Here is a 24669-nt window from a genome sequence, read left to right as displayed (position 1 = left end):
AAATGGCAGAAAATGGGCAAATTCGCATTGCCTTAGCAGGTAACCCTAACTGTGGTAAAACTACAATGTTTAACAATATCACAGGAGCGAAGCAACACGTTGGTAACTATCCAGGTGTTACAGTAGAAAAAAAGGAAGGCCATACGAATTTTGATGGCCAAGAGTTATTGTTTATTGACTTACCAGGTACATATAGCTTAACTGCACGCTCCTTGGATGAGTTGGTGGCGCGTAATGTTATTGTAAATGATAACCCAGATGTAATCGTTAATGTTCTTGATGCATCTAACTTGGAACGTAACTTGTATTTAGCGGCTCAACTATTAGAATTAGAAAAACCTATGGTTATTGCCTTAAATATGTCCGATGTTGCGGAAGAAATGGGCATCAAATACGACCTAAAAAAAATGGCAGAAATGACAGGGGCTACAATTGTTAACACAGTAGGTCGTACAAACATTGGTACAAAAGAGTTGTTAGAAGCAACAGTTAGCGTAGCTGCTTCTAAAAAAGCTCCTGGTGTAACAATTAACTATGGTGATTTACTAGAAGGCAAAATTGCTGAGCTTGTAGACTTGCTAAAAGAAGCTGGTACTGTTACATATCCACTCCGTTGGATTGCTGTTAAGTTGCTAGAAAAAGATGCTGACGTTATTGGCAAAGTTATGCGCTTTGATAATACAGAAGCAGTTATTCAAAAAGCGGAAGCAATTCGTGAAGAAATTAAGAATCAAGTTGATCTTGATGTAGTATTCCAAGAATATCGTCACCGCTTCGCAGTAGAAGTATATAATACATGTTTAACACAGGCTCCTACACAATTAGAAACGCGTTCTGACCGTTATGATAAAATTTTAACTCACCGTATTCTTGGTTTGCCAATTTTTATGGTTGTAATGTGGTTACTATTTAACTTCGTAAATACTGTAGGTGCTATTCCTCAAACTTGGATTACAGATGGCTTTACTGCATTACAGGCATGGGTAGTAACAGTTATTCCAGAAGGTCAGTTACAATCACTTATTTCTGATGGTATCATCGCCGGTGTAGGTGCTGTATTATCCTTCGTACCATTAATTCTATTATTATTCCTTGGTATCTCTTTCTTGGAAGATACAGGGTATATGGCACGTGCTGCCTTCGTTATTGACCGTGTAATGCGCGCTTGTGGTTTACATGGTAAATCGTTTATTCCTTTATTATTAGGTTTTGGTTGTTCCGTACCATCCGTAATGGGTGCACGTATCCTTGATAACTACAAAGATCGTATGGTAACAATCTTAATTACTCCATTCATGAGTTGTTCTGCACGCTTACCTGTTTATACTTTGTTTGCAGCAGCATTTTTCCCTCCTGAATGGGCTGGTACTGTAGTATTTGGTGTGTATGCATTAGGTATTGTATTTGGTATCGTATTTGCTAAAATTTTCCGCAAATATTTATTTGCTGGCGAAGCAGAACCATTCGTAATGGAATTGCCTCCATATCATTTACCAACTTTAAAAGCTACATTAACTCATATGTTTGAACGTGGTATTATGTACCTAAAAAAAGCAGGTACTTTCATCCTTGCTGCTTCCATCCTCGTATGGTTCATCACAACATATCCAATGGATGTGGAATACTCCAAAGATTATGATGCATTGCATGATCAAGTAGCTCAAACATATGAAATGAAAGATGCTGAAACTTTGGCTCATTTTGGTATCACTACAGATGAACAAAAAGATCAAGTAAATGAAATTGTTGATAATATGAAATCTACTGTAGCAGATGCCACTACACAAGCAGAGGATGCTGGAGAAGATGCTCCTGAAATCGAAGTAGAAGATGATTCCGAAGCACCTGAATTGTTCAATGACATTAAAGAACAAAATGAACAATTATTCCCAGTAGCATGGTCTATGTACAAAAATAGCGTTAATTTAGATGATGAAAATCAAAAAATTGACCAAGAACAAAATTCTGAAAAATTGGAACAATCCTATGCTGCTATGTTCGGTAAAGCAATCAACCCAGTTCTTAAACCATTAGGCTTTGACTGGAAAATCGGTGTATCTCTTGTGGCTGGTTTAGCGGCTAAAGAAGTTGTTGTATCTACATTGGGTACAATTTATGCAGTAGGTGGCGATACACTTCACCCTCAAGCATTGACTGATTACTTACAAAATGATCCAGACTTTACACCATTGGTTGCATTAACATTAATGCTATTCATCTTGATTTACCCTCCATGTATCGCAGCACTAGCAGTCATTAGACGCGAAACTGGTTCTTGGAAATGGATGTTATTCATGTTCTTCTATGAAAATGCTTTCGCATGGATTGCATGCTTTATTTTCTATAACATCGGTTTAGCATTAGGTTTCTAATTAAAGCGTAGCTAATCACTATGATTTACATTCCTTAGATACCTAGAACTAAATTGTATTGACATGATGTAATTTAATTATAGAAAAAATTTAAAATAATTCTTGCCAATTATCATTATTTATGGTTAAATGATAATGAGAAAAGGGAAATATCCAAATATATTGCTTTTAACTCATTTATCACATATCAATTTATGATAAGTTGGTGGATATTGAGAAAGAAGGAATTATAATGGATAATCTTGTTATAGGACTCATAGTGATATTAGCATTGGCTTATCTTGGTACAAAAATTTATAAACAAGTGTCTGGTAAGGGTGGCTGCGGCTGTGGTAGCGGTGGCTCCAATTCTGGCTCTAAAAAATCTTCTGGTTGCGGTGGTAGCTGTAGCTGTGATGGTTCCAATAAAGCACTAGGCATTAAACGTACCGCTAAGTAAGCTAATACGAATTCTGAATTTGAAAGAGGGGTCTCTATAATGGGCTCCTCTTTTCAAATATAGTAAGTAAATTTTTATATATTTAGTAGAAAGGAATATTATCATGTTCAACTTCAACCAAAACAATCTTAAAAACGCTAATTTATTCGCAGCAGGTCTTGCATTGGGTACTGTAGGTCTTAAAGTATTAACTTCTAAAGACGCAAAAAAAGTATACGCTGGTATCTTGGCAGCTGGCCTTCGCGCTAAAGAAACTGTATTAGAAACTGCTGAAAAAGTACAAGCATCTGCATCTGATGTATTGGCAGAAGCTCAAGAAATCAACGAAGCACGCAACGAAGAAATCTTTGAAGAAAACAAATAATTGAGGATTTAACTATGTTACAATTTTCTGTTGTACGAAAACTCAGAAATCGCTTACACGTTAAGGTATCTGGGCATCGCTTTACAGAAGCAGAAGCTGCTTATGTAGAGGATACATTGCTCCTTAATGATGCAATTGTAGATGTAACCTTCTACACTCGTAGCAGTCAAATCGCCATTAAACATAATGGTGATTCTGATGCTGTGCGTGATGCAGTACTTGGTCTACGCGATTTAGATTTGTCCGAAGCACCAGCTTTGAACGAATACTCTCCACGCTTGGTAAATAAAAAATACCGTGAAATGATGATTAACCGCACAGCAGTTTACTTAGGTAAAAAAGCAGTGTTACCTGCACCAATTGCGGCTGCATGGGCATGGTTTGATGGGATTAAATTTATCGGTAAAGCGATTAAAACATTGTGGCAACGTAAGTTAACTGTAGAAGTACTTGATGGTGTAGCTATTGGTGCTGCATTACTTCAAAAAGATTATCCTACAGCAAGTGCCGTAATGTACTTACTTGGTATTGGTGATATCTTAGAAGAATGGACTCACCGTAAATCCGTATTGAATCTCGCTCAAAGCATGTCCTTGAACGTAGATAAAGTATGGGTATTGGTGGATGATATTGAGGTAAGCAAACCTGTTAACGAGGTTGTAGCTGGTGATCAAATTATCATTCGTCAAGGTGAAGTAATTCCTTTGGATGGCACTGTAATCGATGGTGTTGTTCTTGTTAATGAAAGCTCCATGACAGGGGAACCAGAAGCGGTTCGCCGTGACAAGGATACTTCTGTATATGCTGGTACTGTTGTTGAAGACGGTAAAGCTATTGTAGAAGTACGTAGTACATCTAAATCATCTCGTTACGAAAAAATCGTCAACCTTATTGAAGAGTCTGAACAAATGAAATCTGGTATGGAACAACAAGCATATCGCATGGCAGATAAATTAGTTCCAATTAGCTTCATTGGCGCTGGTTTAACATACTTGTTGACTCGCAATGTGATGAAAGCATTGTCTTTCGTAATGGTTGACTTCTCTTGTGCATTAAAATTATCTATTCCTTTAGCAGTACTTTCCGCTATGCAAGAAGCATCTAAACGCGGTATCACTGTTAAAGGTGGTAAGTTCCTAGAACAAATTGCACAAGCAGATATGATTGTATTTGATAAAACAGGCACTCTTACTAAAGCTGAACCTGAGTTTGAACAAATTATTCCATTTAACGGTCATGATGCAGATGAAATGTTGAAATTAGCTGCATGTATTGAGGAGCATTTCCCTCATTCCATGGCAAAAGCAATTGTACGTGCTGCTAAGGATCATGCATTACCTCACAAGGAAATGCACTCTGACGTAGAATACGTTGTGGCTCATGGTATTGCATCTAAGGTTGGCCGCTATCGTGTACGCATTGGTAGTGCTCATTACATCTTTGATGATGAAAAGACAAAGATTCCTGCTGATGAACAAGAAAAATTCAATAGTTTACCAAATACATCTTCACATATTTACCTCGCTATTGGTGGTACATTAGCAGCGGTTATTTGCATTAAAGACCCTGTACGTGAAGAGGCAAAACAAGTTATAGCTGATTTGCATGCATTAGGCATTAAAAAGGTTGTTATGATGACTGGTGACTCTAAGCGTAATGCACAACGTGTAGCTGATGAACTTGGTATTGATGAAGTGCATGCAGAAGTATTGCCAGAAGATAAAGCAAGTTATGTAAAACAAGCTAAAGCTGAAGGCTATACTGTTATGATGGTAGGGGACGGTATCAATGACTCCCCGGCAATTTCTGAAGCTCATGTTGGTATCGCTATGAATGAAGGCGCTCCAATCGCTCAAAAGATTGCTAATGTTACTATTTCTTCCGACCATCTACAAGCTCTTGTAGATTTGCGCCGCATTTCTATTGCATTGATGAAACGTATCAAAGCAAATTACAATGGTATCGTTGGTTTCAATGGTGCTCTTGTAGGTGGTGGCGTACTCGGTATTATGCCGCCAAGCCAAACAGCATGGTTGCATAACCTATTCACATTGGGAATAGGGCTTGAAAGCATGACCCCATTGTTGAAAAAAGATGAACCAAAGGAAACTGTTCCTACAATTGATGTAACAGCTGATTCTGTAGTAGCTTAATCAAAGAACCTCCATATAGGTATTGATTTACCTGTATGGAGGTTTTTCTTTTTTGATGACATTTATCTATGATTATTGTAAAATACAAGGAGATTACATATTGTAGGAGATTTATATGAACATTTTGATAGATATTTGTAAACGTTCCTTCTATTTGAATCTATTTATTGTGGTAATCCCCATTATTGCATATATGATTCATAATGGATCGAGTGCGACCGTAGCACTAGTATGGTATTTGTTGTTATCCTTATGTATGCCTTGGGCCTATTTATCATTTAAAAGCAGTACCTTTGATGATGGTAAATCTATAAGTCGCATTGCTTATGTAGTGAGTTGGGTTGTCGTTCATGGTATCAGCTATAAAGGTATTTTTTTAGGTGTTGATTTATCCATGTTATGGGGATGGCCAACAGTAGGTCGTGATATAGCCTTTTTATTAGCTATGTATTTAAGTGTCACATTTAGCTTGCTTATAGCTTATGGCTTAACTCGATTAGTGGGAGGCTATAATGAATAAAAGTTTTTGGCTATTTACGTTAATTTGTTCACTTTTTGTAAGTGCTATTACAACAGTACTTTCATTAAGTGGGGCACTATCATTATCCATTTTAGTGTTTCCAGTTTTGTCGCTAGTCATACCAATTATGGTGCGACGACTAAAGAATGCCAAGTTTAACGATGATTTACCGCTAAGCATGGGGTATCATGCTTATAGTTGGGCTTGGTGGACGGTATTTTCGTTTCTTCATACACCATTTAGCTTTAATGTAGATAATGGATTAGCAAAAGCGTTACTTTTGTTTGTAATATATTTTATCGTTCAAGTTCTTATTGAGTTATGTGGTTTGTTAGCCACAAAGTATTTCAATCGTACTCATCGATGGGGAATGATTGATGAAGCGTTAGATATAATTGCCTATACTATACCGATTCCGTTCTTGTATATTGCTTCAATCTTATATATAGATTTACAAGATCCGATGGTATATTTTATGTATGCATCATCCATGAATGTAAATATATTATTTGCTGAACTTGTATTATTATTAGTTTCTTTATTGGTCTTTGTATTCTATTTGTATCCAAGAGATTTAGCATATAAGGGTGTACGTTTGTTTCGTATCATTATTACTGCAGGCATATGGCTTGCTATGAACGCCCATATCTTGTATGGTGGTTATATTCCAGAATTTATTTTATCTTTAGTTCCCACCGTTTTTCCAACGTACCAAGGTAATCCACTAGTGTTTGTAACTCCAACTTTATTAGAAGCTGGTATGACCGGTGGCGCAGTGATTATAGGTGCATTGGTAGAGCGTGGTATTATTTCACGACGCCGTGAACGTATTTAATTTCTAGTTTCGACTTATATCCGTAAGGAATGAGAGCGAAGGAGGATCTATGAACAACATTGAACGTCCATTGGATGATAACTCAACTGTATCAATCCACGACAATGAAAAACTGAAGCAAGTTGAACGTAAAGAGGCCAAAAAAGAGAAGAAAAGTGGCATTACGATTCGAGAATTGACAATTATTGGTCTACTAGCAGGTATCACTATTGCATTAGGGCTTTCTGGTTATGGTATTATTCCATTAGGACCGCTAAATGTAACAACTTTACATGTACCAACTCTAATTGGTGCTATTGTAGAAGGACCAAAAGTGGGGGCCTTTGTTGGCTTTATCTTTGGTTGCTATAGTTTGTGGCAAAATATTACAGCTCCTAATATTTTATCCCCACTATTTATTAATCCAATCATTTCCGTATTACCGCGTATACTTTTCCCAGTATTAGCATATTTGGTATATCTATTATTGTGGAAAGCACCGCAAGGTCCGCGTATTATTGTTTCTGCTTTTATGGGGACTGTATTTCATACGATCATGGTTATGGGATTAATCTTCTTACTCTATGCAGATATGTTTGCTCTTAAAATGAATCTTAGTCCAGATCAAGTATTAGGCTCTATTGTATTCTTGTCTGTTACACATGGTATTCCAGAAGCAGTTTTTGCTGCTGTAATTGTAACACCAGTGGCAATGGCTTTACGAAAAGTATTGCGTAAGGATGCTCCTAAGAAAACTAAAGGTGAAGCTATGCGAGACGCAAAAGTTACAGACCATCAATTAGGAGAAACTGAAGTGGTAGAAACCAAATAAGCTGAAGTTGTAGACGAAAATATAACGAAATAGTATTTTACAGGCTTTTTATAAATATGATAAAATAAATATCATTCGATAAGTATTGAGGAGGATAATCATGGCTAAACGTATTCGTACTATCAACACTGAATCCTTACAAAAAACTGCTAAAACTGGCGGTTGTGGGGAATGTCAAACATCTTGCCAATCCGCTTGTAAAACAAGCTGCACAGTTGGTAACCAAGTTTGCAAACAAAAATAATGAAGAGGCTCGCTTAGCGGGCCTTTTTTATTTATGTTTTAAAGACATACATTGTATAGTATATCTTTATGACTCTTTTTATAACGTTTAGTGTGGAAATGTGGTACAATTATCTAGAAAGTTCTATATACTAGAGCTTTTACCATACAAATCAATTGGAGGTACCATGTTAGAATTAAAACCAATGATCCATAAGTTTCGGATGAAGGATAACTATTACTGCTTAGACGTAAATAGCGGTATTATCCATGTTATCGACGAACTCATCGATAGAGTTCTTGACATATATGATGGCACTAATCGCGATGCTGTACATGCTGCGTTAGATGCTAAAGAAGATGCAGTAGAACTAGATGAGATTATGGACGAGTTAGATGAGCTCATCAAAGCGGAGCAATTATTTGCACCGATGAGTAAAGAGTTTAAACTTGTAGTAGGTGAGAAACCTATTGTTAAGGCATTATGCTTAAATATTGCTCATGATTGTAACTTAGCATGCAAATATTGCTTTGCTAGTCAAGGTGATTACGGCGGTGTTAAACGAGAATTGATGAGCTTTGATGTAGCAAAACGAGCTGTGGACTTTCTTATTAAAATGAGTGGACCTCGCCAACATTGTGAAATTGACTTTTTCGGTGGTGAGCCATTGTTGAACTGGGATGTTGTTAAGCAAACGGTTGAATACATTGAATCCATTCAAGAAAAGCACAACAAAATCTTCAAACTTACATTGACCACGAATGGTATGCTTTTAACACAAGATAAAATTGATTATGTGAATGAGCATAAGATGAGTCTTGTATTATCTTTGGATGGTCGTGAATCCGTTCATAATGCGATGCGACCTGTAGCGGGTAGTGGTGCTGAATCCTATAAATATATTGCAAAGAATCTTGTCAATGCTGTAAAACAGCGTCACGGTCTTGAATACTATGTACGTGGTACGTATACACATAAAAACTTAGACTTTACTAAAGACGTTATGGCAATGTCTGATCTCGGCTTTGAGCATTTGTCCATGGAGCCTGTTGTCGGTGAAGAAGGGGACTATGTACTTCGTGAAGAAGATTGGCCAGCTTTAGAGAAAGAATATGAAAAACTAGCAGATATTTATTTACAACGCCAGTTAGAAGGCTGGGGTGAGAAGTTTAACTTCTTCCACTTCCGCATGGATTTATATCGTGGGCCATGTATGGCGAAACGCCTTCGAGGTTGTGGGGCAGGTCATGAATATATGGCGATTGTACCAAATGGTGATATTTATCCATGCCATCAATTTGTAGGCAAAGATGGATACGTGCTTGGTAATGTGTATGATGGTTTACAAAATACAGAGATTCCTAAAGATTTCCGTAATACACATGTATTCTCTAAGCCAATTTGTGCTGAATGTTGGGCGAAATTCTTCTGTTCCGGTGGCTGTCATGCTAACAACATTACATTGGGTGGCGATCTAGAGACACCTTATGAATTTGGTTGTCGTTTACAGAAGAAACGTATTGAATGTGCTATCATGATTCAAGCTGAATTAGAACAAGCTGGTATTGATGGCAGTATTCCTGTTGCATTAGGTTAATTACACTTGATTCTCCGAGTATAGTAGGAGTTTATATGAAACAAAATAGTAATCAAACTACAGAACGCTGGGGAATTCGCTATACCGGTATAGTTCAAGGGGTCGGATTCCGACCCCTTGTTTCTATGTTGGCCCATTCTCTAGGATTAACAGGTTTTGTATATAATGATAGTCAAGGCGTGTATGTTGAAGTTCAAGGTTTTCTAGGTGAATTGCAGTTATTTTTAGATGCTGTTCAAGAGGAGCAACCTCGTTTATGTCGTATTACTAGTCAAACTGTACAGCATCTTACACTTAATATGCATGAAAGTGATTTTGTTGTGCAGGCATCCCCTTTAGGTGAATCCATGAGTACCTTTATTAGTGCTGATACTGCGCCTTGTAATGATTGCCTTAAAGAGTTACAACAAGATAAACGTAGAAAGGAATATCCTTTCATCAATTGTACAAATTGCGGACCAAGGTATACGATAATCAAATCTTTGCCCTATGATCGAGAACGGACGACGATGAATGAGTTCCCCATGTGTGAAGATTGTAAGGCTGAATATGAAGATATAGAGGGGCGTCGTTATAGAGCTGAACCAAATGCATGTACTTATTGTGGGCCTTGGTATACTTTATACAAGCCAAATCGCACGGCTGTAGATACGGTAAATGTATGGAATACTACGCGGGAATTGATCAATGAAGGTAATATTATCGCCATAAAAGGTGTAGGAGGGTATCATCTTGTTTGCGATGCTAGAAATGACGCTGCTGTACAACGATTACGTAAGCGGAAGAATAGACCGCATAAACCATTAGCAATAATGGTGGGATCTCTAGATATGGCGATTGAGTTAGTACATATTAACGATGTAGAACTAGATGTATTAACGGGGATGGAACGTCCTATTGTGTTATTAGAAAGGAATCATAATAGTTCTGTTCGGTTAAGTCCTCACGTTGCACCTGACAATCATATGTTGGGTGTGATGTTGCCTTATTCACCAATGCATGAGGTGTTATTGCCCTCTGATGCAGCCTGGGTTATGACCAGTGGTAACAGAAGTGGTGATTCCGTATTATATAATGACGACCAAGCGTTTAATGAACTAGGTGAGGTAGCAGACTATTTCCTCGTTCATAATCGTGAAATCTATGCTCCTCTTGATGATTCTGTGGTGGTGGTCATCAATAATAAACCTCGATTTATTCGTCGCAGTCGTGGCTATGTACCTGAGCCAATTCATTGTGACTGTTTAGAACAAACTTCGATATTAGCTATGGGCAGTGATTTGAAAAATGCGTTTGCTGTGAATAAAGGTAGTGAAGCTCTTGTAGGACCCCATATTGGAGATTTAGAGAATGCATCTACTCATAAAACCTTAGAATGGACCATTGAGCGATATAAAAATTTATTTTCTATACAACCAGAAAAGATTATTATAGATAGTCATCCCCAGTTTTTCTCTTCTCGGTTAGGTGAAAGAATAGGTGAAAGTCTCCATCTTTCTGTTGTACCTGTTCAGCATCATCATGCTCATATAGCCTCTGTTATGGCAGAACACAATTTAAGGGGGCTGGTACTAGGAATTGCTATGGATGGTACTGGCTATGGACCAGATGGGACTATATGGGGGGGAGAATTCCTCCTTTGTAAAGGCAATCAATATCAGAGATTGGCACATATTCATGCGGCTCCATTGCCTGGTGGAGAAAAGGCTGTTTCTGAACCTTGGCGACAAGCCTTATGGTATATTCGTAATTATTATGGCGATGATATCCCTTTTGTATATCAAGAATGGATGAAAGAACTTCCAAAGGGATGGGAAATTTTAGATAAAGCATTACAATCTACGATGCCCATGATTCAAGCTACAAGCTGTGGGCGATTATTTGATACTGTAGGTGCTTTATTAGGTCTTGGTATGGTGCATAGTTATGATGCACAAATTGCCATTTCCTTAGAAACTCTATGTGGTGATGAAAAAGGATCACTACTTGCTTACAATTATGACGGACATATTCTTGATTTTACACCTACAATTCAATCTATTATGGATGGCGTTGTTCGTGGTGAATGTCGAGCTCATTTAGCCGCTTCATTTCATAAAACAATGGCAATCGCACTATGCGAAACGGCTGCAGACTTGATGGAGCGATATAATATTAGTGATGCAGCCATGTCTGGTGGTGTATTTCAAAATCGTAAACTATTAGAATTTATATATAAGACGTGGCATATAGGTAATTTATATATGAATGAAGCGGTTCCCTCTAATGATGGTGGACTTGCTTTAGGACAACTGTGGTTAGGAAATCAATTATAAATTGTCATATAGCTCTTATTCTTAGACAAATTTATTTAGTAATGTTTTGAATATTGTTTAATCTATGTGAGTGCCATAGCTAGTTTAAGTTCTAGTTGTTTGTGGCTACTATCACTAAATAATGAGTGTAACTGTGATACAATAATATTAATTTTATTCATATATTTCGGAGCTGTTTTATTGAAGTAAATGTATATAAAACTTGTTATAAATGATATAGATAAGGAGATAATATGTGCTTAGCTGTACCAGCGCAATTGATTGCTGTGAATGATGCTATTGGTACCGTTGAATTGACAGGTGCTACCCGTGACTGCAGCTTGCTCCTCGTACCAGATGCAAAGGTCGGGGACTGGTTGTTAGTTCATGCAGGTTTTGCTGTACAAATTGTTGATGAAGAAGAGGCTCAAAAAACATTAGAGGCCTTTAAGGAGTTAGAAGAACTTGAAGAAGCTTACTTTGCAGGAAAAGCAGCACACAGCTGATGCTTTGTTAAGGCGCATCAATGCGCTTCATAAGCCCGGTGAAACTGTGCGGCTTATGGAGGTTTGTGGTACGCATACAGTATCGATTTTCCGAGAAGGTCTTCGTCAATTATTGCCAAGTGGCATAGAACTTGTTAGTGGACCAGGATGTCCAGTATGTGTAACTGATCAAACCTATATGGATAAGGCTTTAGCCTATGCAGAACGTGAGGATGTTATTATTGCTACCTTTGGGGATATGTTAAAGGTTCCAGGTAGCTATAGTAGTCTCAATGAAGCTCAAACAAAAGGAGCTCATATCCATGTTATTTATACGCCTTTAGAGGTAATAGAACTTAGCAAAAAATATTCAGAAAAGAAAATAGTATTCTTAGCTATTGGCTTTGAAACGACTATTGCGATTATATGTGCTACTGTGAAAGCCGTTCACGCAGCAGGACTTAAGAATGTATTCTTTTTAGTATCTCATAAATTAGTGCCTCCAGCATTGCGTGCACTATTAGATAAACAAGAAGGTCATATCGATGGATTTATTTTACCTGGCCATGTGAGTGTTATTATTGGTGAAGAACCATACCGATTTTTGCCCAAAGAATACGGTATTCCATCTTGTATCGCTGGCTTTGATGGCTTAGAAATATTGTCTGCTATAGCTAATATTTTAGAGCAACGTGAGTCTGGTAATGTTGTGGTGGGCAATACGTATCATTCTGTAGTTATGCAGAAGGGAAACCCTGTAGCCCAAGCTATGATCGAGGAAGTGTATGAAGTATGCGATGATGTATGGCGTGGTATTGGTGTGATTCCTAACTCTGGTTTAGCATTAAAGGGGGAGTATGCAGCTTATGATGTAGAGCTTGCCCTTCCTATTAACTTGGATAAACCATCTCTTGATCCTAAAGGCTGTCAATGTGGACGTGTTTTGCAAGGCCTTATTAAACCGAGTGAATGTCCGTTATTTGGTAAAAGCTGTACCGCAGATCATCCGGTAGGTGCCTGTATGGTATCTGTAGAGGGTAGCTGTGCTGCATGGTATAAATATGGTTATTCTAGTGGTGGATCGACGTGGGAGGATTAATATGGAACGAGTTCGCTTAGTCCATGGTAATGGTGGACGATTTAGTCATGAGTTGACGGACCGTTTTATTTTGAAATATTTTACAAATGATTTATTGGCGCCCCTACACGATGGTGCCCAGTTTCCTGTTACAGCCGGGCGCATGGCCTTCTCTACAGATTCTTATGTGGTGCAACCTGCGTTCTTTCCTGGTGGTAATATTGGCAAGTTGGCTGTTTGTGGAACTGTGAATGATTTAGCCATGAATGGCGCGATACCTCAATATTTAAGTTGTGGTCTTATTTTAGAAGAAGGTTTGGCCTTTGAAGAGCTAGATGAAATTCTTCGCACTATGTCAGAAATGGCAAAAGCCGCAAATGTTCAAATTATTACAGGTGATACAAAGGTCGTTAAAAAGGGCGAAGTAGATAAAATCTACATTAATACTGCTGGTATTGGCATGATTCCAGATGGAATAGATATTGGTCCACATCGTGTGAAAGCAGGGCTAGATATCATTTTGTCTGGTGCTATTGGAGATCACTCCATTGCCGTTATGGGGCAACGGTTTGGGTTAGATTTATCTGACTCCTTAACAACTGACTGTGCACCACTAAATAAGATGGTTCAAGCAGTATTAGATAAAGTAGGAACTCAAGTTGCTTTGTTGAGAGATCCCACTCGTGGTGGCCTAGGTACCGTTTTAAAAGAGATCGCTGATCAGAGTCAAGTAGGCATTAAAGTTGAAGAAACGGCCATACCTATTCATGAAGAAGTGCAGTCAGTATGTAATATATTGGGGTATGACCCTTTATATTTAGCGAATGAAGGGAAAGTAGTTCTTATCGTTGAACCATCTGTTACGGACGAAGTTCTCAAGATTCTTCATAGTTTTGAAGAGGGAAGCGAAGCAGTTTTAATTGGTAAAACTTTAGATAAAAATATTGGTAAGGTTGGTCTACAAACGGCTATTGGAGGTGTTCGTTTGATTGATTTATTAGGTGAAGATCAGGTTCCACGAATTTGTTAAATTTATAATTAATAAAAGTAATTAAACTATATCATTTTGTTAATCTTTTTATTTCAATTTTTGAGCTTTCTAGATGTAGCTCGTATTAGATGTTGACACGATTTATCATTGATGATAGCATTAAATTAAGTTGCGTAAAATTCATTAAGAATTCATCGAAAATCTATATTATGTTAGTATCTTTATGTGTAAGTTCTTATACTTTCACTAGAATCTATGTATAGAATTTGTTAAAATATAAGTATCTATAGGAGGCTTATTATGAAAAAGAAGATTATTACAGCTGTTCTAGGGATTTGTTTAACTACAACTGCATTTGGTGGTATCTTGACAACTCAAGCTGGTGGACTTAGCAGCATTCTTGGTGGTGCAGCTAAAATTGGTGGTATCGGCATTGTTGTTAACAAATTTGGTCCACAAATTGACTCTTTCCTAAATAAATTATTGAAACAAAATAACTTGAGTACTGAATATACAACTAAAGTAGTTCCTATTATCAGTATTGGTACAAAAGGTTATATCGGTGCTGCTCAAGTTACTGGGCCTGCTTCTAGCATTGAAGAAGTTAAAGCTGTTGCTCAAGTAGAAGGTAGCTTTAATGGTATGGTTCGTGTAAAAGGCTTAGTTCCTGTTGATAGCACAAACCCAGTTGGTGCATCTCGTGTTCAAGGCGTAGGTGTATCTGCGATTATTGATTTGAAAATTTAATGGCCACTGAGCATATAAATTGATAGACTCAGGGAATAAGCACGGTCTTAGGCCCGTGCTTATTCTGTTGTATAACAGTTATACATTAGATACATTGTGGAGGAATTTATGAAGAAACAAGTACTTACACTTTTAATGGCATCCCTAATTTCAGGCACTGCATTTGCCGCTCCTGGTACAGTAACTGAAAAAACAAATGTTTTAGAAACTACTGTATATGGAACTGTACAAGATGGTGCTGTTGTGGACCGCATTAATCAACTTGATGAAACCGTGTATGGTACTGGTTTCAATGGTAATTCCGCAACATTGAGCAAACGTGTTGACTCCCTCTACAATTCTGTAGAAGGCAGTGGTACTAATATTTCTTTGCGCGAAGAAATGGATGCATTGGAATATACATATCAAAATAGCATTAACGCAGGATCTCTTGTAGACCGTGTAGAAAAGATGGAACGTAGCGTTAATGGTCGCATTGGTAGCGGTTCCTTACAAAAACGTATTATTTCTTTGAAGACAAAGGTATATGGTAGCAATGTGTCTCTTACTAACCAAGTAGGCACATTGTCTGGTAACCAAGTGTTCAAAGTGACTTTAAATGAAGCGGTTTCTTCTAAAACTAGTCGTGAAGGTGATACTGTATCCTTTACTGTTGCAGAAAATGTAATGGATGGCAATGTCTTATTAGTACCTGCGGGCACTGTAGGTTCCGGAACAATTACTTCTTTGAAAAAGGCTCGTTCCTTTGGTCGTAATGGTGCGTTAGATATTACATTTGATACAATCCCAGCTATTGATGGTACAGAATTTACTGCTGTACAAGGTAAAGAGGCTAAGGATAAAACTCGTAGTGAAGTTAAAGCAGCAGGTGCATCTGTGGCGGGCGCAGTTCTACTCGGTCCTGTTGGGCTTGTAGGGGGCGCTTTCATCAAAGGTAAAAATATTGAGTACCCAGCTGGTGCTACTGTATATGTACAACCTCAAGATTCCGTAACAATTCAAGGTCTTGTTATTGGTGGCGATGGTTTAGCTCATAGTGATGATGAATTAGCTGATGCTGTAACTGTACCTAATACAACAGGTGAATCTGAAGAATATGTAGAAAATAATGATACTGATGAAAATGCAGCTGTAGCTGAAGATGCTACAGCAGTTGAGGAGCCAGAAGAACCTGTAGAAAATGTTTCTCAACCTATCGTTGTTGTAAAGCGTAATCAATAATTAACAAATTCTTAAAGTAATAGGAGTTCTAGTAACCATGAGGAAACGTAAAGTACAATGGCTGGCAGCGGCATGTGTTTTTTGTTTAGCACAACCTGTATGGGCCGCTACTGAGTCAACTATTGTATATCAAGATACATTGGATAGCGTAGGTCAATCCTATGCAGGAGAAATTTCTAAAGCATCTACACCTGAATATAGTAATATCCGTGTTGTACGTCGTGGTGAAAAAGCGAAATCTGCTACTCCTGCTGAACAGTTGCCTACACGTATCGATGCTAACAAAATGTCTTATACTGGCTCTACAGGTGATGTATATGCTCAAGGCGATGTTGTGGTGTCTCAAGGTAATCAAACTTTGATGGCTCCACGTATTGAAGGTAATACTAAAACTACAGAGTATCGTACTGTTGGGGGCTATCGTTATTTGGAAGATGGCGGTAAAACAAAAGATATTACAGGTCAAAATATGACGTATCGCACTAGTGATCGTCACTTTGAGGCGGACCAAGCCATGGGATGGAGCGATCCCTATTATGTAAAGGGCAATAACGCCACTTTTGATGGTCAAATAGGCCATATGGAAAAGGGCATGGTAACTACAAAACATGCAATGGCTTTTGTTCATACTCCAGATTATCGTGTGGAGGGTCAAGATATTCAGGTATATCCTGGTGATAAAGTCGTTATTAAAAAACCATCCTTTTATATTAAAAACTTTAAAGTATTATCCTTGCCATCTTATACGACTTCATTGCGTCATGACAAAGAAGGCAAATTTAGTATTTTTTCCTTAATACCAAAACCTACGTATAGTAACGATGATGGTATTGGCTTACATGGTAGTACAGAATATCCTATCGGTAAAAACGGTGAAGCTTATATTGACTATCGTTGGTATTCTAAATCTGGTTTTAAACCTCAGGTGGGATATCGTCATTATTTACCTTGGGGGACTGCTTCTGTTGGGTATAGCAAGGAGTCTAATGAATATAATGATGAAACAGTATGGGTAGAAAAAATAGGTGAAGCTCGTTTGGATACTCATACATATCATGTAGGGAATTCTCCAATTACTGTACGTGGTGGTATTAATGCTGGTTATTGGAAAGAGGGTTCTGTAAAAGGTTCTCATAAAGAATATTATGCAGAAGTTTCTCATGATCCGATTAAGCTTGGCAAAAATGCTGATTTGCGCTTCTTAGGTGGTTACCAACGTGACTACTATGGCTATGATGGTAGTATCCGTAGCATGCCTTATTGGGGGGCTAGATTCCAATCTAAAGTTGGTAATCGTGCTAATGTATGGGTTAGCTATAATCAACGAAATATTACCTACAATAATTCACCTTATCGTTTTGATACGACAGAGCTTCCAAAAGAGCTTATTTATGGTGGTACCTATAAATTGACTCGCCTTGATGATATTTCTGTAAGTGTTAAGAATAACATGATGAGTGGGGATATTGATTCTGTCTATTATACATGGCATCGTGATTTACACTCCTTCGATATGTACTTAACATATAAAGATGGACATAAAAATAAAAATGATCAATGGAAAATTAAATTTGTAGGTAAAGACTTTTAGTTAGGAGAATACTATGCAACGCATTAGAAAAGCTGTAATTCCAGCAGCTGGTTTTGGTACACGTTTCTTACCAGCTACCAAGGCACAACCAAAAGAAATGCTTCCTATTGTCGATACACCTGCTATCCAATACATTGTAAAAGAAGCTTTAGATTCTGGGATTGAAGAAATTCTAATTATTACAGGTCGTAATAAACGTGCTATTGAGGACCATTTTGATAGTAGTGTTGAATTAGAATTGTTATTACAAAGTCAAGGTAAAAATAAACCATTGGCTATGATCAAGGATTTGGCGGACATTAAAGTTCACTTTATTCGTCAAAAAGCACCTCGTGGACTTGGTGATGCTGTATTGTGTGCAAAAGCATTTATTGGTGATGAGCCATTTGCAGTATTACTTGGTGATGATATTGTTTACAATCCAGAAAATCCATGCTTAAAACAGTTGATTGATTGCTATAATGAGCATCCTGGTATTATTTTAGGCGCTCAATTTGTACCGGAAGATAAAGTTAGTTCTTATGGTATTGTATCTGGTGAAGCATTGGCTGATAATTTATATCGCGTTGATAACTTGGTGGAAAAACCTAAGAAAGAGGATGCTCCATCTCGACTCGCTGTATTAGGTCGTTATATTTTAACACCAGATATTTTTAATATCTTAGAAGCTACTAAGCCTGGTGTAGGTAATGAAGTCCAATTAACTGATGCATTGGCAGCCTCTAAAACGGATACGTATGCATTAGCATATGAAGGTATTCGCTACGATACAGGGGATAAATTGGGCTATTTAAAAGCCACTGTTGAGTATGCATTGCGCAACGAAGAATTGGGTGAAAGCTTTAAAGCTTACCTAAAGGAATTAGATCTAAAATAGATAATCTATGAGACTTCCATGTGAGGGGCCTATGATATATGTCATAGGCTCTTTTTGTTTATAGTTTCAAACTCATTTGATATTTGTTAACATATGAACAATGCCTTTTGTTGACGAATGAAATAATGTTGATTATAATCAAGATATTGAATAAATAAAAGGACTGTGATTATATGAGAACATTATTTAAAGCATTATGTAATAATGATTTGAACCTACCGGGACATAGCGTTATTAAACATATGCATTATGATTCCTCAGGTAGTGATAGAACCCTATGTGAAATTGTATCGAAAGTAGCTAAAACCACCACAATTGGTATTATGGATACGTCTGGCTTCTTAATGGTCGATTTACGACCAGTGCCAAAACAATTTAACATTCGTTCTACTATAAACCAACAGGGAACAGATGGTGCTATATCTTTCTCTAAGGAAGAGGTCATACGATTTGTAAATGATATTAATGATACGAATCCAATCCATCGTGAGAATCCTTATGTTGTTCCTGGCTGCATGATTTTAGAAACGATGTGGGATTTTTGGAATATTAGTAAATCTGCTCTGCAAATGACGATTTATTTTCATGCACCAGTTATTGCAGATGACAAGGTAACTTTGGTGGAATATCCTGAAGATGCTCATGTAGAAGGTTACATTGGCGATACATTGGCATTTTCGGCTACGTTTTTCGGTGAAAATGAAGATTCATCATCTTTGAAACAAAGATGTATTAGTTAGAGGTAATTATGGAAACAAGACGTTTAACAAAAATGGCTTTATTAACAGCCTTATTATGTATTTCAGCATATATTTCTTTCCCATTGCCATTTAGTCCCGCTATGGTAACGGCTTTGACTTTGGTAGCCACATTAATCGGCCTATTGTTACAGCCTAAGGATGCACTTATCGTATTTATCATTTATATTTTGCTTGGTGCAGTTGGGTTACCAGTATTTGTTGGCGGTACGGCTGGTCTTGGCAAATTGTTGGGACCAACAGGTGGCTTTATTTTTTCTTGGCCAGTTGCATATACATTACTAAGTATATTTAAAGGTTCTAAAAAAAGCTTTTTCTCTTATGCCTGGCGATCTCTTGTGATTACCATTCCTGTAGTGTACCTCTTTGGTGTAGCAGGTTTTATGATTGTTACAAAAACAGAACTTTGGGCGGCCTTGCCTGTAGTCATGTTCCCATTTATTCCTGGAGATATCGTAAAATGTCTGGTTGCTTCTTGGTTAGCAACTAAAGTTAAAATTTAGAATACAATTAAAGTGGCATTCTGCGGGATGCCTCTTTTTTGCTTTTAATAGAAGGAGTATATATGTCAGTATATATTCATGGTGGGCTTAGAAGTCCCATCGGCGTTTTAAATGGACAATATAAACATATGAGACCCGAGATTTTGGGCTCTCAAGTAATTGATGAAATAATTAATCGTTATACTATTTCACATATAGATGGAATCTTCTGTGGTAATGCAGTTGGTACTGGTGGTAACCTTGGCCGTCTCATGGGTCTTATGTGTAATTTACCAAATTCTGTGCCTGCTATCACCGTTGATATGCAATGTGCCTCAGCTTTGATGAGTATTGAGATAGCATATGCACATATTGTGTCTGGTATTATGGATTCTGCTATTGCAGGCGGTATTGAAAGTTCGTCGTTACAGCCAGAGCGGGTGTATGCATCTGGGGATGACCGAGAAGGTCCCTATAAGGTAGCTCAATTTACGCCCCAAGATCAATCGCCTTTAGCCATGCTCAAAGGGGCCGAGCGGACTATTCATAAATACAATGTAACAAAGGAAGATTTATATCCGCATATTATTGGCAGTCATCAAAGAGCATCAGCAGCTTTAGATAACCCATATTTACAGTCATATATTATGCCTATTACTATAGATGGTAAAAGATGTATAGATGAATGTATTCGACCTACGATGAACGAAAAACTCTTGTCTAGGATGAAACCTTTGTTGGGAGCTGACTCTATTACAAATGCAGGCAATGCGTGTTTAACTCATGATGGAGCAGCCTTTGTATATTTATCTAATAAAAAAGGGCCTTTTAAAATTCATAGCGTCAAACCTTGGGCAGGAAATCCCCAGTTTAGTCCAGAGGGTGCCCTTGAAAGCACAGAAGCCATTTTAAAACGTACAGGTTTAACTATGGATGATATTGACGTAGTGGAATGGAATGAAGCCTTTGCCATTATTGATGTTCTTTTTGATAAGACTTATCCTAATCATATTGGGAAATATAACATGTTTGGTGGAGCGTTAGCTTATGGGCATCCCTATGGATGTTCTGGCGCCATATTAGTGCTTCACTGTATGGCTGCTTTAGAATCTTGTGGTGGTCGTTATGGTTTATGCGCTATTGCTGGTGCAGGAGGCACAGGATCGGCTTTAATTATGGAACGTATGTAATATGACAATTATTGAACGCTTACAACAGAATAAAGAGTTAGAGCCCCATAAAATTGCCCTAATCGTAGATGACATACAATATACATATGGTGAACTATATGATGCTATTCTATCGGTAGATATTAATAATACAAGTCACATTGTAAATTTTACTCAGTCTAAAGAGACATTAAAAACTAAGGTTCTTTTAATTAAGGAATTGTCGTTTGTTGAACAACTTACACAGTGGCTTGGGGCAATATATAAAGATAATATTCCTATGGTATGTCACAATGAGATGGATAAGGCTTATGTAGATGAGCTAGCTCGTATTATAGCCTATGAAGGTGTACCGCCATTAGCTGATTTTGGAGTACTTACATCGGGGACTACGGGACGACCAAAACCTTTGTGGAGACGAGAGAGGTCTTGGCGTGATTTTTTTGATATTCAAAATAATATTTTTCATATAAACAAAGATGTTAAAATCTTTTTACAAGGGAGTTTTAGTTTCACAGGTGTTAGCAATATGGTCATTGCCTCTTTATGGGCTGGAGGGACTGTTGTTACAACGAGTTCCTTGCGTCCTAGTAGATGGATGCAGCTTATAGAGGAATACAATGTAGACCATATATATGCATTACCAACGAAACTACGATTATTGGTTCGACATTGTAAAAGTAAATTATCATCCATTAAATACATCATTGCAGGATCTCAAGTTCTGGATCGACAATTAATGGAACAGTTACAACATATATGCCCTGATATGGAGTTTATCTTGTACTATGGTGCATCAGAGCTTAACTATATAACGTATTGCACTGGTAAAGAATGGTCAGCGCGAGAAGGTACGGTAGGGAGACCATTTCCAACCGTGAAAATCGCAGAGAATGATAATGTCATTTATGTGACAACAAATTATCGTATTGAAGGGATTCCCAATACGTATACTGTAAATGATTGTGGATACATTGATAGTGACGGATATCTTATGTTTAATGGGAGAGCAGGCGACGTAATTAATAAAGGGGGATATAAAATTTCTATCCCAGAGATGGAATTGTATTTACAATCCTTACAAGGAGTTTCTGAGATTGCTATTATCGATATTGCTGATGAGATACGAGGGGAAGACTACGTAGTTTATATGGTGCTAGATGGTGAGGTTAGATTGAGTGAAGTTATAGAACTTATTCATAATAAAAGACCTCCTGTAGAGTGGCCAAAAGCTATAATAGAAGTTCCTATGTTACCCCTTACGGAATGCTCAAAAGTTGATAAACGAAAGTTAAAAGAGTGGTATAATAAAGGGTAAACATTTTTTGTACTACAAGGAGGCATCATGCAGATTAATAAGGCGGCGCTAGAGATTTTTGACTTTACATCCTCGTTAGCTGTATATTCTGAACATGAATTAAAGGTTGGGGATCAAGCTATACAAGATTATATTGCAAATCATGTAGTTAAGGCTTTCAAAGATCCAGGGGCTAGAACCGGAACCTTACATGATGCGAGCCCTGTGGGCAAACAATTAGTAGACTATAAAAATGGAGCGCTTAAGTTTATTGATTTATGTAAGAATTTAGGTGAAAGCTTGTTTACATATATGAAACAAGCTACGGATTCCGTTGTTATTGATACGATTATTTGTGAAGCCGTTACGGATACGTTCTATGTTTGTATTCTTCTGTGCCAAGCTCATGATGCTTTTACCCATCAACTATTCAGTGAAGATGATGGTACATTGGCTACAGAACTTGTTTCTCATAAGGCAGTACTACCTATGCCATCACAAAAATTACGTGCCTTTGCATCTATTAATCTCTCTAATTTTAGTGTTCGTATTTTTGAACCTAAAGGTGAATTTGATGGTGAGGTATCCTATATCCTAGCAGATAAGGTCTTGCAATTAGGGACTAATCAATCCTCGCTAGATACGGTGAGAAAGGTAAAGACTATCGTAGATAAGGTGGCTCAAGCTCATGAGTCTGATGGCGTTGTTGAGTTGACAACGGCTAAATCTATGATTGCTAAAAATGCAGAAGTATCAGATACCGTTGATCCTGTTCGTATTGTAGAAGAGGTATTTAAAGCGAATCCTATTCAACAAGAGGCGGCAAAGAAAGAATTAGCTGATGCGGATATGTTGCGTCCTTTGCCAGTCAATCGTGAGTTTGCCACGAAGGTTGGAGAGCATCATAAGATTAAAACAGATACAGGTATTGAGATTTCATTTCCTGTAGAATATATGAAAAATCGTGAGTTTATTGAGATAAAAACTAATGATGATGGTACCTTGCGTATTGAATTAAAAAATATTAATAAAATCGTAAATAAATAGTAATGAAAAATTATATTTGTCTATAGAAATATATTATGTAATGATTAAATTTATTTGCTATGCTAGTATATGGAGGTTATGATGAGTAAAGAGAAACATAAAAAAACAAACGCATTACGTATTTTAGATACTCATAAGATACTTTATAGTATTAGCGAATATGAGTGGTCTGAAGAGCGTGCTGCTGGCCTTCATGTAGTAGAAGCATTAAAACTCGATGAGAAACAAGTCTTTAAAACATTAGTTGGCAAAGGTGACAAAACTGGATATGTAGTATTCTGTATTCCTGTGGCTGAAGAGTTAGATATGAAACAGGCAGCACGTGTTAGTCATAATAAGTCTGTAGAGCTTGTTCATGTTAAGGATTTGTTAGGTATTACAGGTTATTTGCGCGGTGGATGTTCTCCAGTAGGCATGAAAAAAGCATTTCCTACCTATTTTGATGCTACTATGGAACCCCAAAAGTTTGTATATGTAAGCGCAGGTTTACGCGGTATGCAAATGAAGGTAAATCCAAAGGATTTGGCATCTGTTGTAAATGCTGAATTTGTTGAACTGACAATGGACCATTAAGGGGGGGCGTATGGCAAAAAAGTTTTATGCTGTTCGTCAGGGTCGTGTACCAGGAGTTTACACTACATGGTCTGACTGTGAAAAACAAGTAAAGGGCTATGGTGGTGCTATCTACAAATCATTTTCGACAGAAGCCGAAGCACGTGCTTTTGTAGAGGATTCAGGTTTGTCTTTAAGTGATTTTATGAGCGCTAAAAAGAGTGAACTTAAATCGCCACAAGAAGTGAAGTTTAAATCTAAAAATTCTAGGCCTATAGTTTCTAGTTCTAGTATTCAAAGTAAAGTATCAGCAAATGTTGTGAAACCAGATTTTACTACTCCAAACTATATGGTTGCGTATATCGATGGTAGTTATAATAAAGAGACCAATACTGTTGGGGCAGGTGGGGTTATCTTTTTGAATGGCAAGAGGAAAACTTTTTCTTTTTCCTCTACTGATAAACGATATACATCGTTTTGGAATGTAGCTGGCGAGTTGTTGGCTGCTATGCATGTTATGAAATACGCCGTTGATAATGGGATTTCTGAATGTTCACTTTACTATGATTATATGGGCATAGAAATGTGGGCTACTAAGGGATGGAAACGTAATAATGAGCTAACCCAAGAGTACTCAGCATTTTATGATTCTATAAAAAATCGTGTGCGAGTTTACTTTCACAAGGTGGCTGCTCATACGGGCGATACATATAATGAAATGGCTGATGCACTAGCAAAACAAGGTGCAGGTATTTAAAGATGTTAG

Annotated in this window: 24 protein-coding genes; all 24 read left to right on the top strand. The window is 37.5% G+C overall.

Going from position 1 to position 24669, the window contains the following annotated elements:
• The first annotated feature begins 2 nt into the window (after positions 1–2).
• The 24 genes from feoB to PK1910_RS03960 all read left to right on the top strand — a co-directional run bounded on the left by feoB (position 3) and on the right by PK1910_RS03960 (position 24660).
• Positions 3–2372 (top strand): ferrous iron transport protein B, encoded by a 2370-nt coding sequence (gene feoB / locus PK1910_RS04075; RefSeq protein ID WP_058948412.1) that lies wholly within the window; start codon positions 3–5, stop codon positions 2370–2372.
• A 232-nt stretch (positions 2373–2604) separates the two neighbouring features.
• Positions 2605–2811: a FeoB-associated Cys-rich membrane protein gene (locus PK1910_RS04070; protein ID WP_004693301.1), complete on the top strand. Its 207-nt coding sequence runs from the start codon at positions 2605–2607 to the stop codon at positions 2809–2811.
• 103 nt (positions 2812–2914) lie between these two features.
• Positions 2915–3175, top strand: coding sequence for a DUF6110 family protein (locus PK1910_RS04065; protein WP_004693303.1), 261 nt, complete (start codon positions 2915–2917; stop codon positions 3173–3175).
• Between the two features lie 14 nt (positions 3176–3189).
• On the top strand, positions 3190–5328 hold the full coding sequence (locus PK1910_RS04060) for a heavy metal translocating P-type ATPase (RefSeq protein ID WP_058948413.1): 2139 nt from the start codon (positions 3190–3192) through the stop codon (positions 5326–5328).
• 115 nt (positions 5329–5443) lie between these two features.
• A complete protein-coding gene (locus tag PK1910_RS04055; protein WP_058948414.1) occupies positions 5444–5848 on the top strand; it encodes a hypothetical protein in 405 nt (134 codons plus the stop codon).
• On the top strand, positions 5841–6683 hold the full coding sequence (locus PK1910_RS04050) for a hypothetical protein (protein WP_058948415.1): 843 nt from the start codon (positions 5841–5843) through the stop codon (positions 6681–6683). The genes PK1910_RS04055 and PK1910_RS04050 overlap by 8 nt, the downstream gene beginning before the upstream one ends.
• 49 nt (positions 6684–6732) lie before the next feature.
• Positions 6733–7494: an ECF transporter S component gene (locus PK1910_RS04045; RefSeq protein ID WP_012864151.1), complete on the top strand. Its 762-nt coding sequence runs from the start codon at positions 6733–6735 to the stop codon at positions 7492–7494.
• Between the two features lie 100 nt (positions 7495–7594).
• Positions 7595–7738 carry a six-cysteine ranthipeptide SCIFF gene (gene scfA / locus PK1910_RS04040; protein WP_004693318.1) on the top strand — a complete coding sequence of 48 codons (144 nt, stop codon included), beginning with the start codon at positions 7595–7597 and terminating at the stop codon, positions 7736–7738.
• Between the two features lie 166 nt (positions 7739–7904).
• Complete coding sequence (scfB, locus tag PK1910_RS04035; protein WP_004697254.1) at positions 7905–9314, top strand: thioether cross-link-forming SCIFF peptide maturase; 1410 nt, start codon at positions 7905–7907, stop codon at positions 9312–9314.
• A gap of 35 nt (positions 9315–9349) precedes the next feature.
• The gene (gene hypF / locus PK1910_RS04030; RefSeq protein WP_058948416.1) at positions 9350–11629 is read left to right on the top strand and encodes a carbamoyltransferase HypF; all 2280 of its coding nucleotides are present in this window, start codon (positions 9350–9352) and stop codon (positions 11627–11629) included.
• Between the two features lie 233 nt (positions 11630–11862).
• Entirely contained in the window at positions 11863–12114 is a 252-nt protein-coding gene (locus PK1910_RS04025) for a HypC/HybG/HupF family hydrogenase formation chaperone (RefSeq protein WP_004693324.1), read from the top strand.
• Positions 12074–13192: a hydrogenase formation protein HypD gene (gene hypD, locus PK1910_RS04020; RefSeq protein WP_004693325.1), complete on the top strand. Its 1119-nt coding sequence runs from the start codon at positions 12074–12076 to the stop codon at positions 13190–13192. The genes PK1910_RS04025 and hypD overlap by 41 nt, the downstream gene beginning before the upstream one ends.
• A 1-nt stretch (position 13193) precedes the next feature.
• Positions 13194–14201: a hydrogenase expression/formation protein HypE gene (gene hypE, locus PK1910_RS04015; RefSeq protein WP_004693327.1), complete on the top strand. Its 1008-nt coding sequence runs from the start codon at positions 13194–13196 to the stop codon at positions 14199–14201.
• Positions 14202–14462: 261 nt separating this feature from the next.
• Entirely contained in the window at positions 14463–14909 is a 447-nt protein-coding gene (locus PK1910_RS04010) for a hypothetical protein (protein ID WP_004693328.1), read from the top strand.
• Between the two features lie 108 nt (positions 14910–15017).
• On the top strand, positions 15018–16130 hold the full coding sequence (locus tag PK1910_RS04005; protein WP_004693331.1) for a hypothetical protein: 1113 nt from the start codon (positions 15018–15020) through the stop codon (positions 16128–16130).
• Positions 16131–16167: 37 nt separating this feature from the next.
• Positions 16168–17721, top strand: coding sequence for an LPS-assembly protein LptD (locus tag PK1910_RS04000; protein WP_004693332.1), 1554 nt, complete (start codon positions 16168–16170; stop codon positions 17719–17721).
• A gap of 13 nt (positions 17722–17734) precedes the next feature.
• Positions 17735–18598 carry a UTP--glucose-1-phosphate uridylyltransferase GalU gene (gene galU / locus PK1910_RS03995; RefSeq protein WP_004693334.1) on the top strand — a complete coding sequence of 288 codons (864 nt, stop codon included), beginning with the start codon at positions 17735–17737 and terminating at the stop codon, positions 18596–18598.
• Positions 18599–18771: 173 nt separating this feature from the next.
• Positions 18772–19338, top strand: coding sequence for a hypothetical protein (locus tag PK1910_RS03990; protein WP_004693337.1), 567 nt, complete (start codon positions 18772–18774; stop codon positions 19336–19338).
• An 8-nt stretch (positions 19339–19346) separates the two neighbouring features.
• On the top strand, positions 19347–19859 hold the full coding sequence (locus tag PK1910_RS03985; RefSeq protein WP_004693338.1) for a biotin transporter BioY: 513 nt from the start codon (positions 19347–19349) through the stop codon (positions 19857–19859).
• Between the two features lie 62 nt (positions 19860–19921).
• On the top strand, positions 19922–21028 hold the full coding sequence (locus PK1910_RS03980) for an acetyl-CoA C-acyltransferase (protein ID WP_004693340.1): 1107 nt from the start codon (positions 19922–19924) through the stop codon (positions 21026–21028).
• Between the two features lies 1 nt (position 21029).
• Positions 21030–22325, top strand: coding sequence for an AMP-binding protein (locus PK1910_RS03975; protein ID WP_058948417.1), 1296 nt, complete (start codon positions 21030–21032; stop codon positions 22323–22325).
• Between the two features lie 27 nt (positions 22326–22352).
• A complete protein-coding gene (locus PK1910_RS03970) occupies positions 22353–23351 on the top strand; it encodes a nucleoid-associated protein (RefSeq protein WP_058948418.1) in 999 nt (332 codons plus the stop codon).
• 81 nt (positions 23352–23432) lie between these two features.
• A complete protein-coding gene (gene ybaK / locus PK1910_RS03965; protein WP_058948419.1) occupies positions 23433–23924 on the top strand; it encodes a Cys-tRNA(Pro) deacylase in 492 nt (163 codons plus the stop codon).
• Between the two features lie 10 nt (positions 23925–23934).
• Positions 23935–24660, top strand: coding sequence for a ribonuclease H1 domain-containing protein (locus PK1910_RS03960; RefSeq protein ID WP_008713648.1), 726 nt, complete (start codon positions 23935–23937; stop codon positions 24658–24660).
• The last annotated feature ends 9 nt before the right edge of the window (positions 24661–24669 follow it).

It is taken from the genome of Veillonella parvula (assembly GCF_036456085.1).
In the GTDB taxonomy this organism is placed as follows: Bacteria; Bacillota; Negativicutes; order Veillonellales; family Veillonellaceae; genus Veillonella; species Veillonella parvula_E.
Note: the sequence above shows the minus strand (reverse complement) of the source record. Positions and strands in the feature narration are given on the sequence as shown.

Bases quoted from the DNA above. Each gene is read 5' to 3' on its own strand.
- feoB (WP_058948412.1), top strand. From the start codon at position 3: ATGGCAGAAAATGGGCAAATTCGCATTGCCTTAGCAGGTAACCCTAAC.
- PK1910_RS04070 (WP_004693301.1), top strand. From the start codon at position 2,605: ATGGATAATCTTGTTATAGGACTCATAGTGATATTAGCATTGGCTTAT.
- PK1910_RS04065 (WP_004693303.1), top strand. From the start codon at position 2,915: ATGTTCAACTTCAACCAAAACAATCTTAAAAACGCTAATTTATTCGCA.
- PK1910_RS04060 (WP_058948413.1), top strand. From the start codon at position 3,190: ATGTTACAATTTTCTGTTGTACGAAAACTCAGAAATCGCTTACACGTT.
- PK1910_RS04055 (WP_058948414.1), top strand. From the start codon at position 5,444: ATGAACATTTTGATAGATATTTGTAAACGTTCCTTCTATTTGAATCTA.
- PK1910_RS04050 (WP_058948415.1), top strand. From the start codon at position 5,841: ATGAATAAAAGTTTTTGGCTATTTACGTTAATTTGTTCACTTTTTGTA.
- PK1910_RS04045 (WP_012864151.1), top strand. From the start codon at position 6,733: ATGAACAACATTGAACGTCCATTGGATGATAACTCAACTGTATCAATC.
- scfA (WP_004693318.1), top strand. From the start codon at position 7,595: ATGGCTAAACGTATTCGTACTATCAACACTGAATCCTTACAAAAAACT.
- scfB (WP_004697254.1), top strand. From the start codon at position 7,905: ATGTTAGAATTAAAACCAATGATCCATAAGTTTCGGATGAAGGATAAC.
- hypF (WP_058948416.1), top strand. From the start codon at position 9,350: ATGAAACAAAATAGTAATCAAACTACAGAACGCTGGGGAATTCGCTAT.
- PK1910_RS04025 (WP_004693324.1), top strand. From the start codon at position 11,863: ATGTGCTTAGCTGTACCAGCGCAATTGATTGCTGTGAATGATGCTATT.
- hypE (WP_004693327.1), top strand. From the start codon at position 13,194: ATGGAACGAGTTCGCTTAGTCCATGGTAATGGTGGACGATTTAGTCAT.
- PK1910_RS04010 (WP_004693328.1), top strand. From the start codon at position 14,463: ATGAAAAAGAAGATTATTACAGCTGTTCTAGGGATTTGTTTAACTACA.
- PK1910_RS04005 (WP_004693331.1), top strand. From the start codon at position 15,018: ATGAAGAAACAAGTACTTACACTTTTAATGGCATCCCTAATTTCAGGC.
- PK1910_RS04000 (WP_004693332.1), top strand. From the start codon at position 16,168: ATGAGGAAACGTAAAGTACAATGGCTGGCAGCGGCATGTGTTTTTTGT.
- galU (WP_004693334.1), top strand. From the start codon at position 17,735: ATGCAACGCATTAGAAAAGCTGTAATTCCAGCAGCTGGTTTTGGTACA.
- PK1910_RS03990 (WP_004693337.1), top strand. From the start codon at position 18,772: ATGAGAACATTATTTAAAGCATTATGTAATAATGATTTGAACCTACCG.
- PK1910_RS03985 (WP_004693338.1), top strand. From the start codon at position 19,347: ATGGAAACAAGACGTTTAACAAAAATGGCTTTATTAACAGCCTTATTA.
- PK1910_RS03980 (WP_004693340.1), top strand. From the start codon at position 19,922: ATGTCAGTATATATTCATGGTGGGCTTAGAAGTCCCATCGGCGTTTTA.
- PK1910_RS03975 (WP_058948417.1), top strand. From the start codon at position 21,030: ATGACAATTATTGAACGCTTACAACAGAATAAAGAGTTAGAGCCCCAT.
- PK1910_RS03970 (WP_058948418.1), top strand. From the start codon at position 22,353: ATGCAGATTAATAAGGCGGCGCTAGAGATTTTTGACTTTACATCCTCG.
- ybaK (WP_058948419.1), top strand. From the start codon at position 23,433: ATGAGTAAAGAGAAACATAAAAAAACAAACGCATTACGTATTTTAGAT.
- PK1910_RS03960 (WP_008713648.1), top strand. From the start codon at position 23,935: ATGGCAAAAAAGTTTTATGCTGTTCGTCAGGGTCGTGTACCAGGAGTT.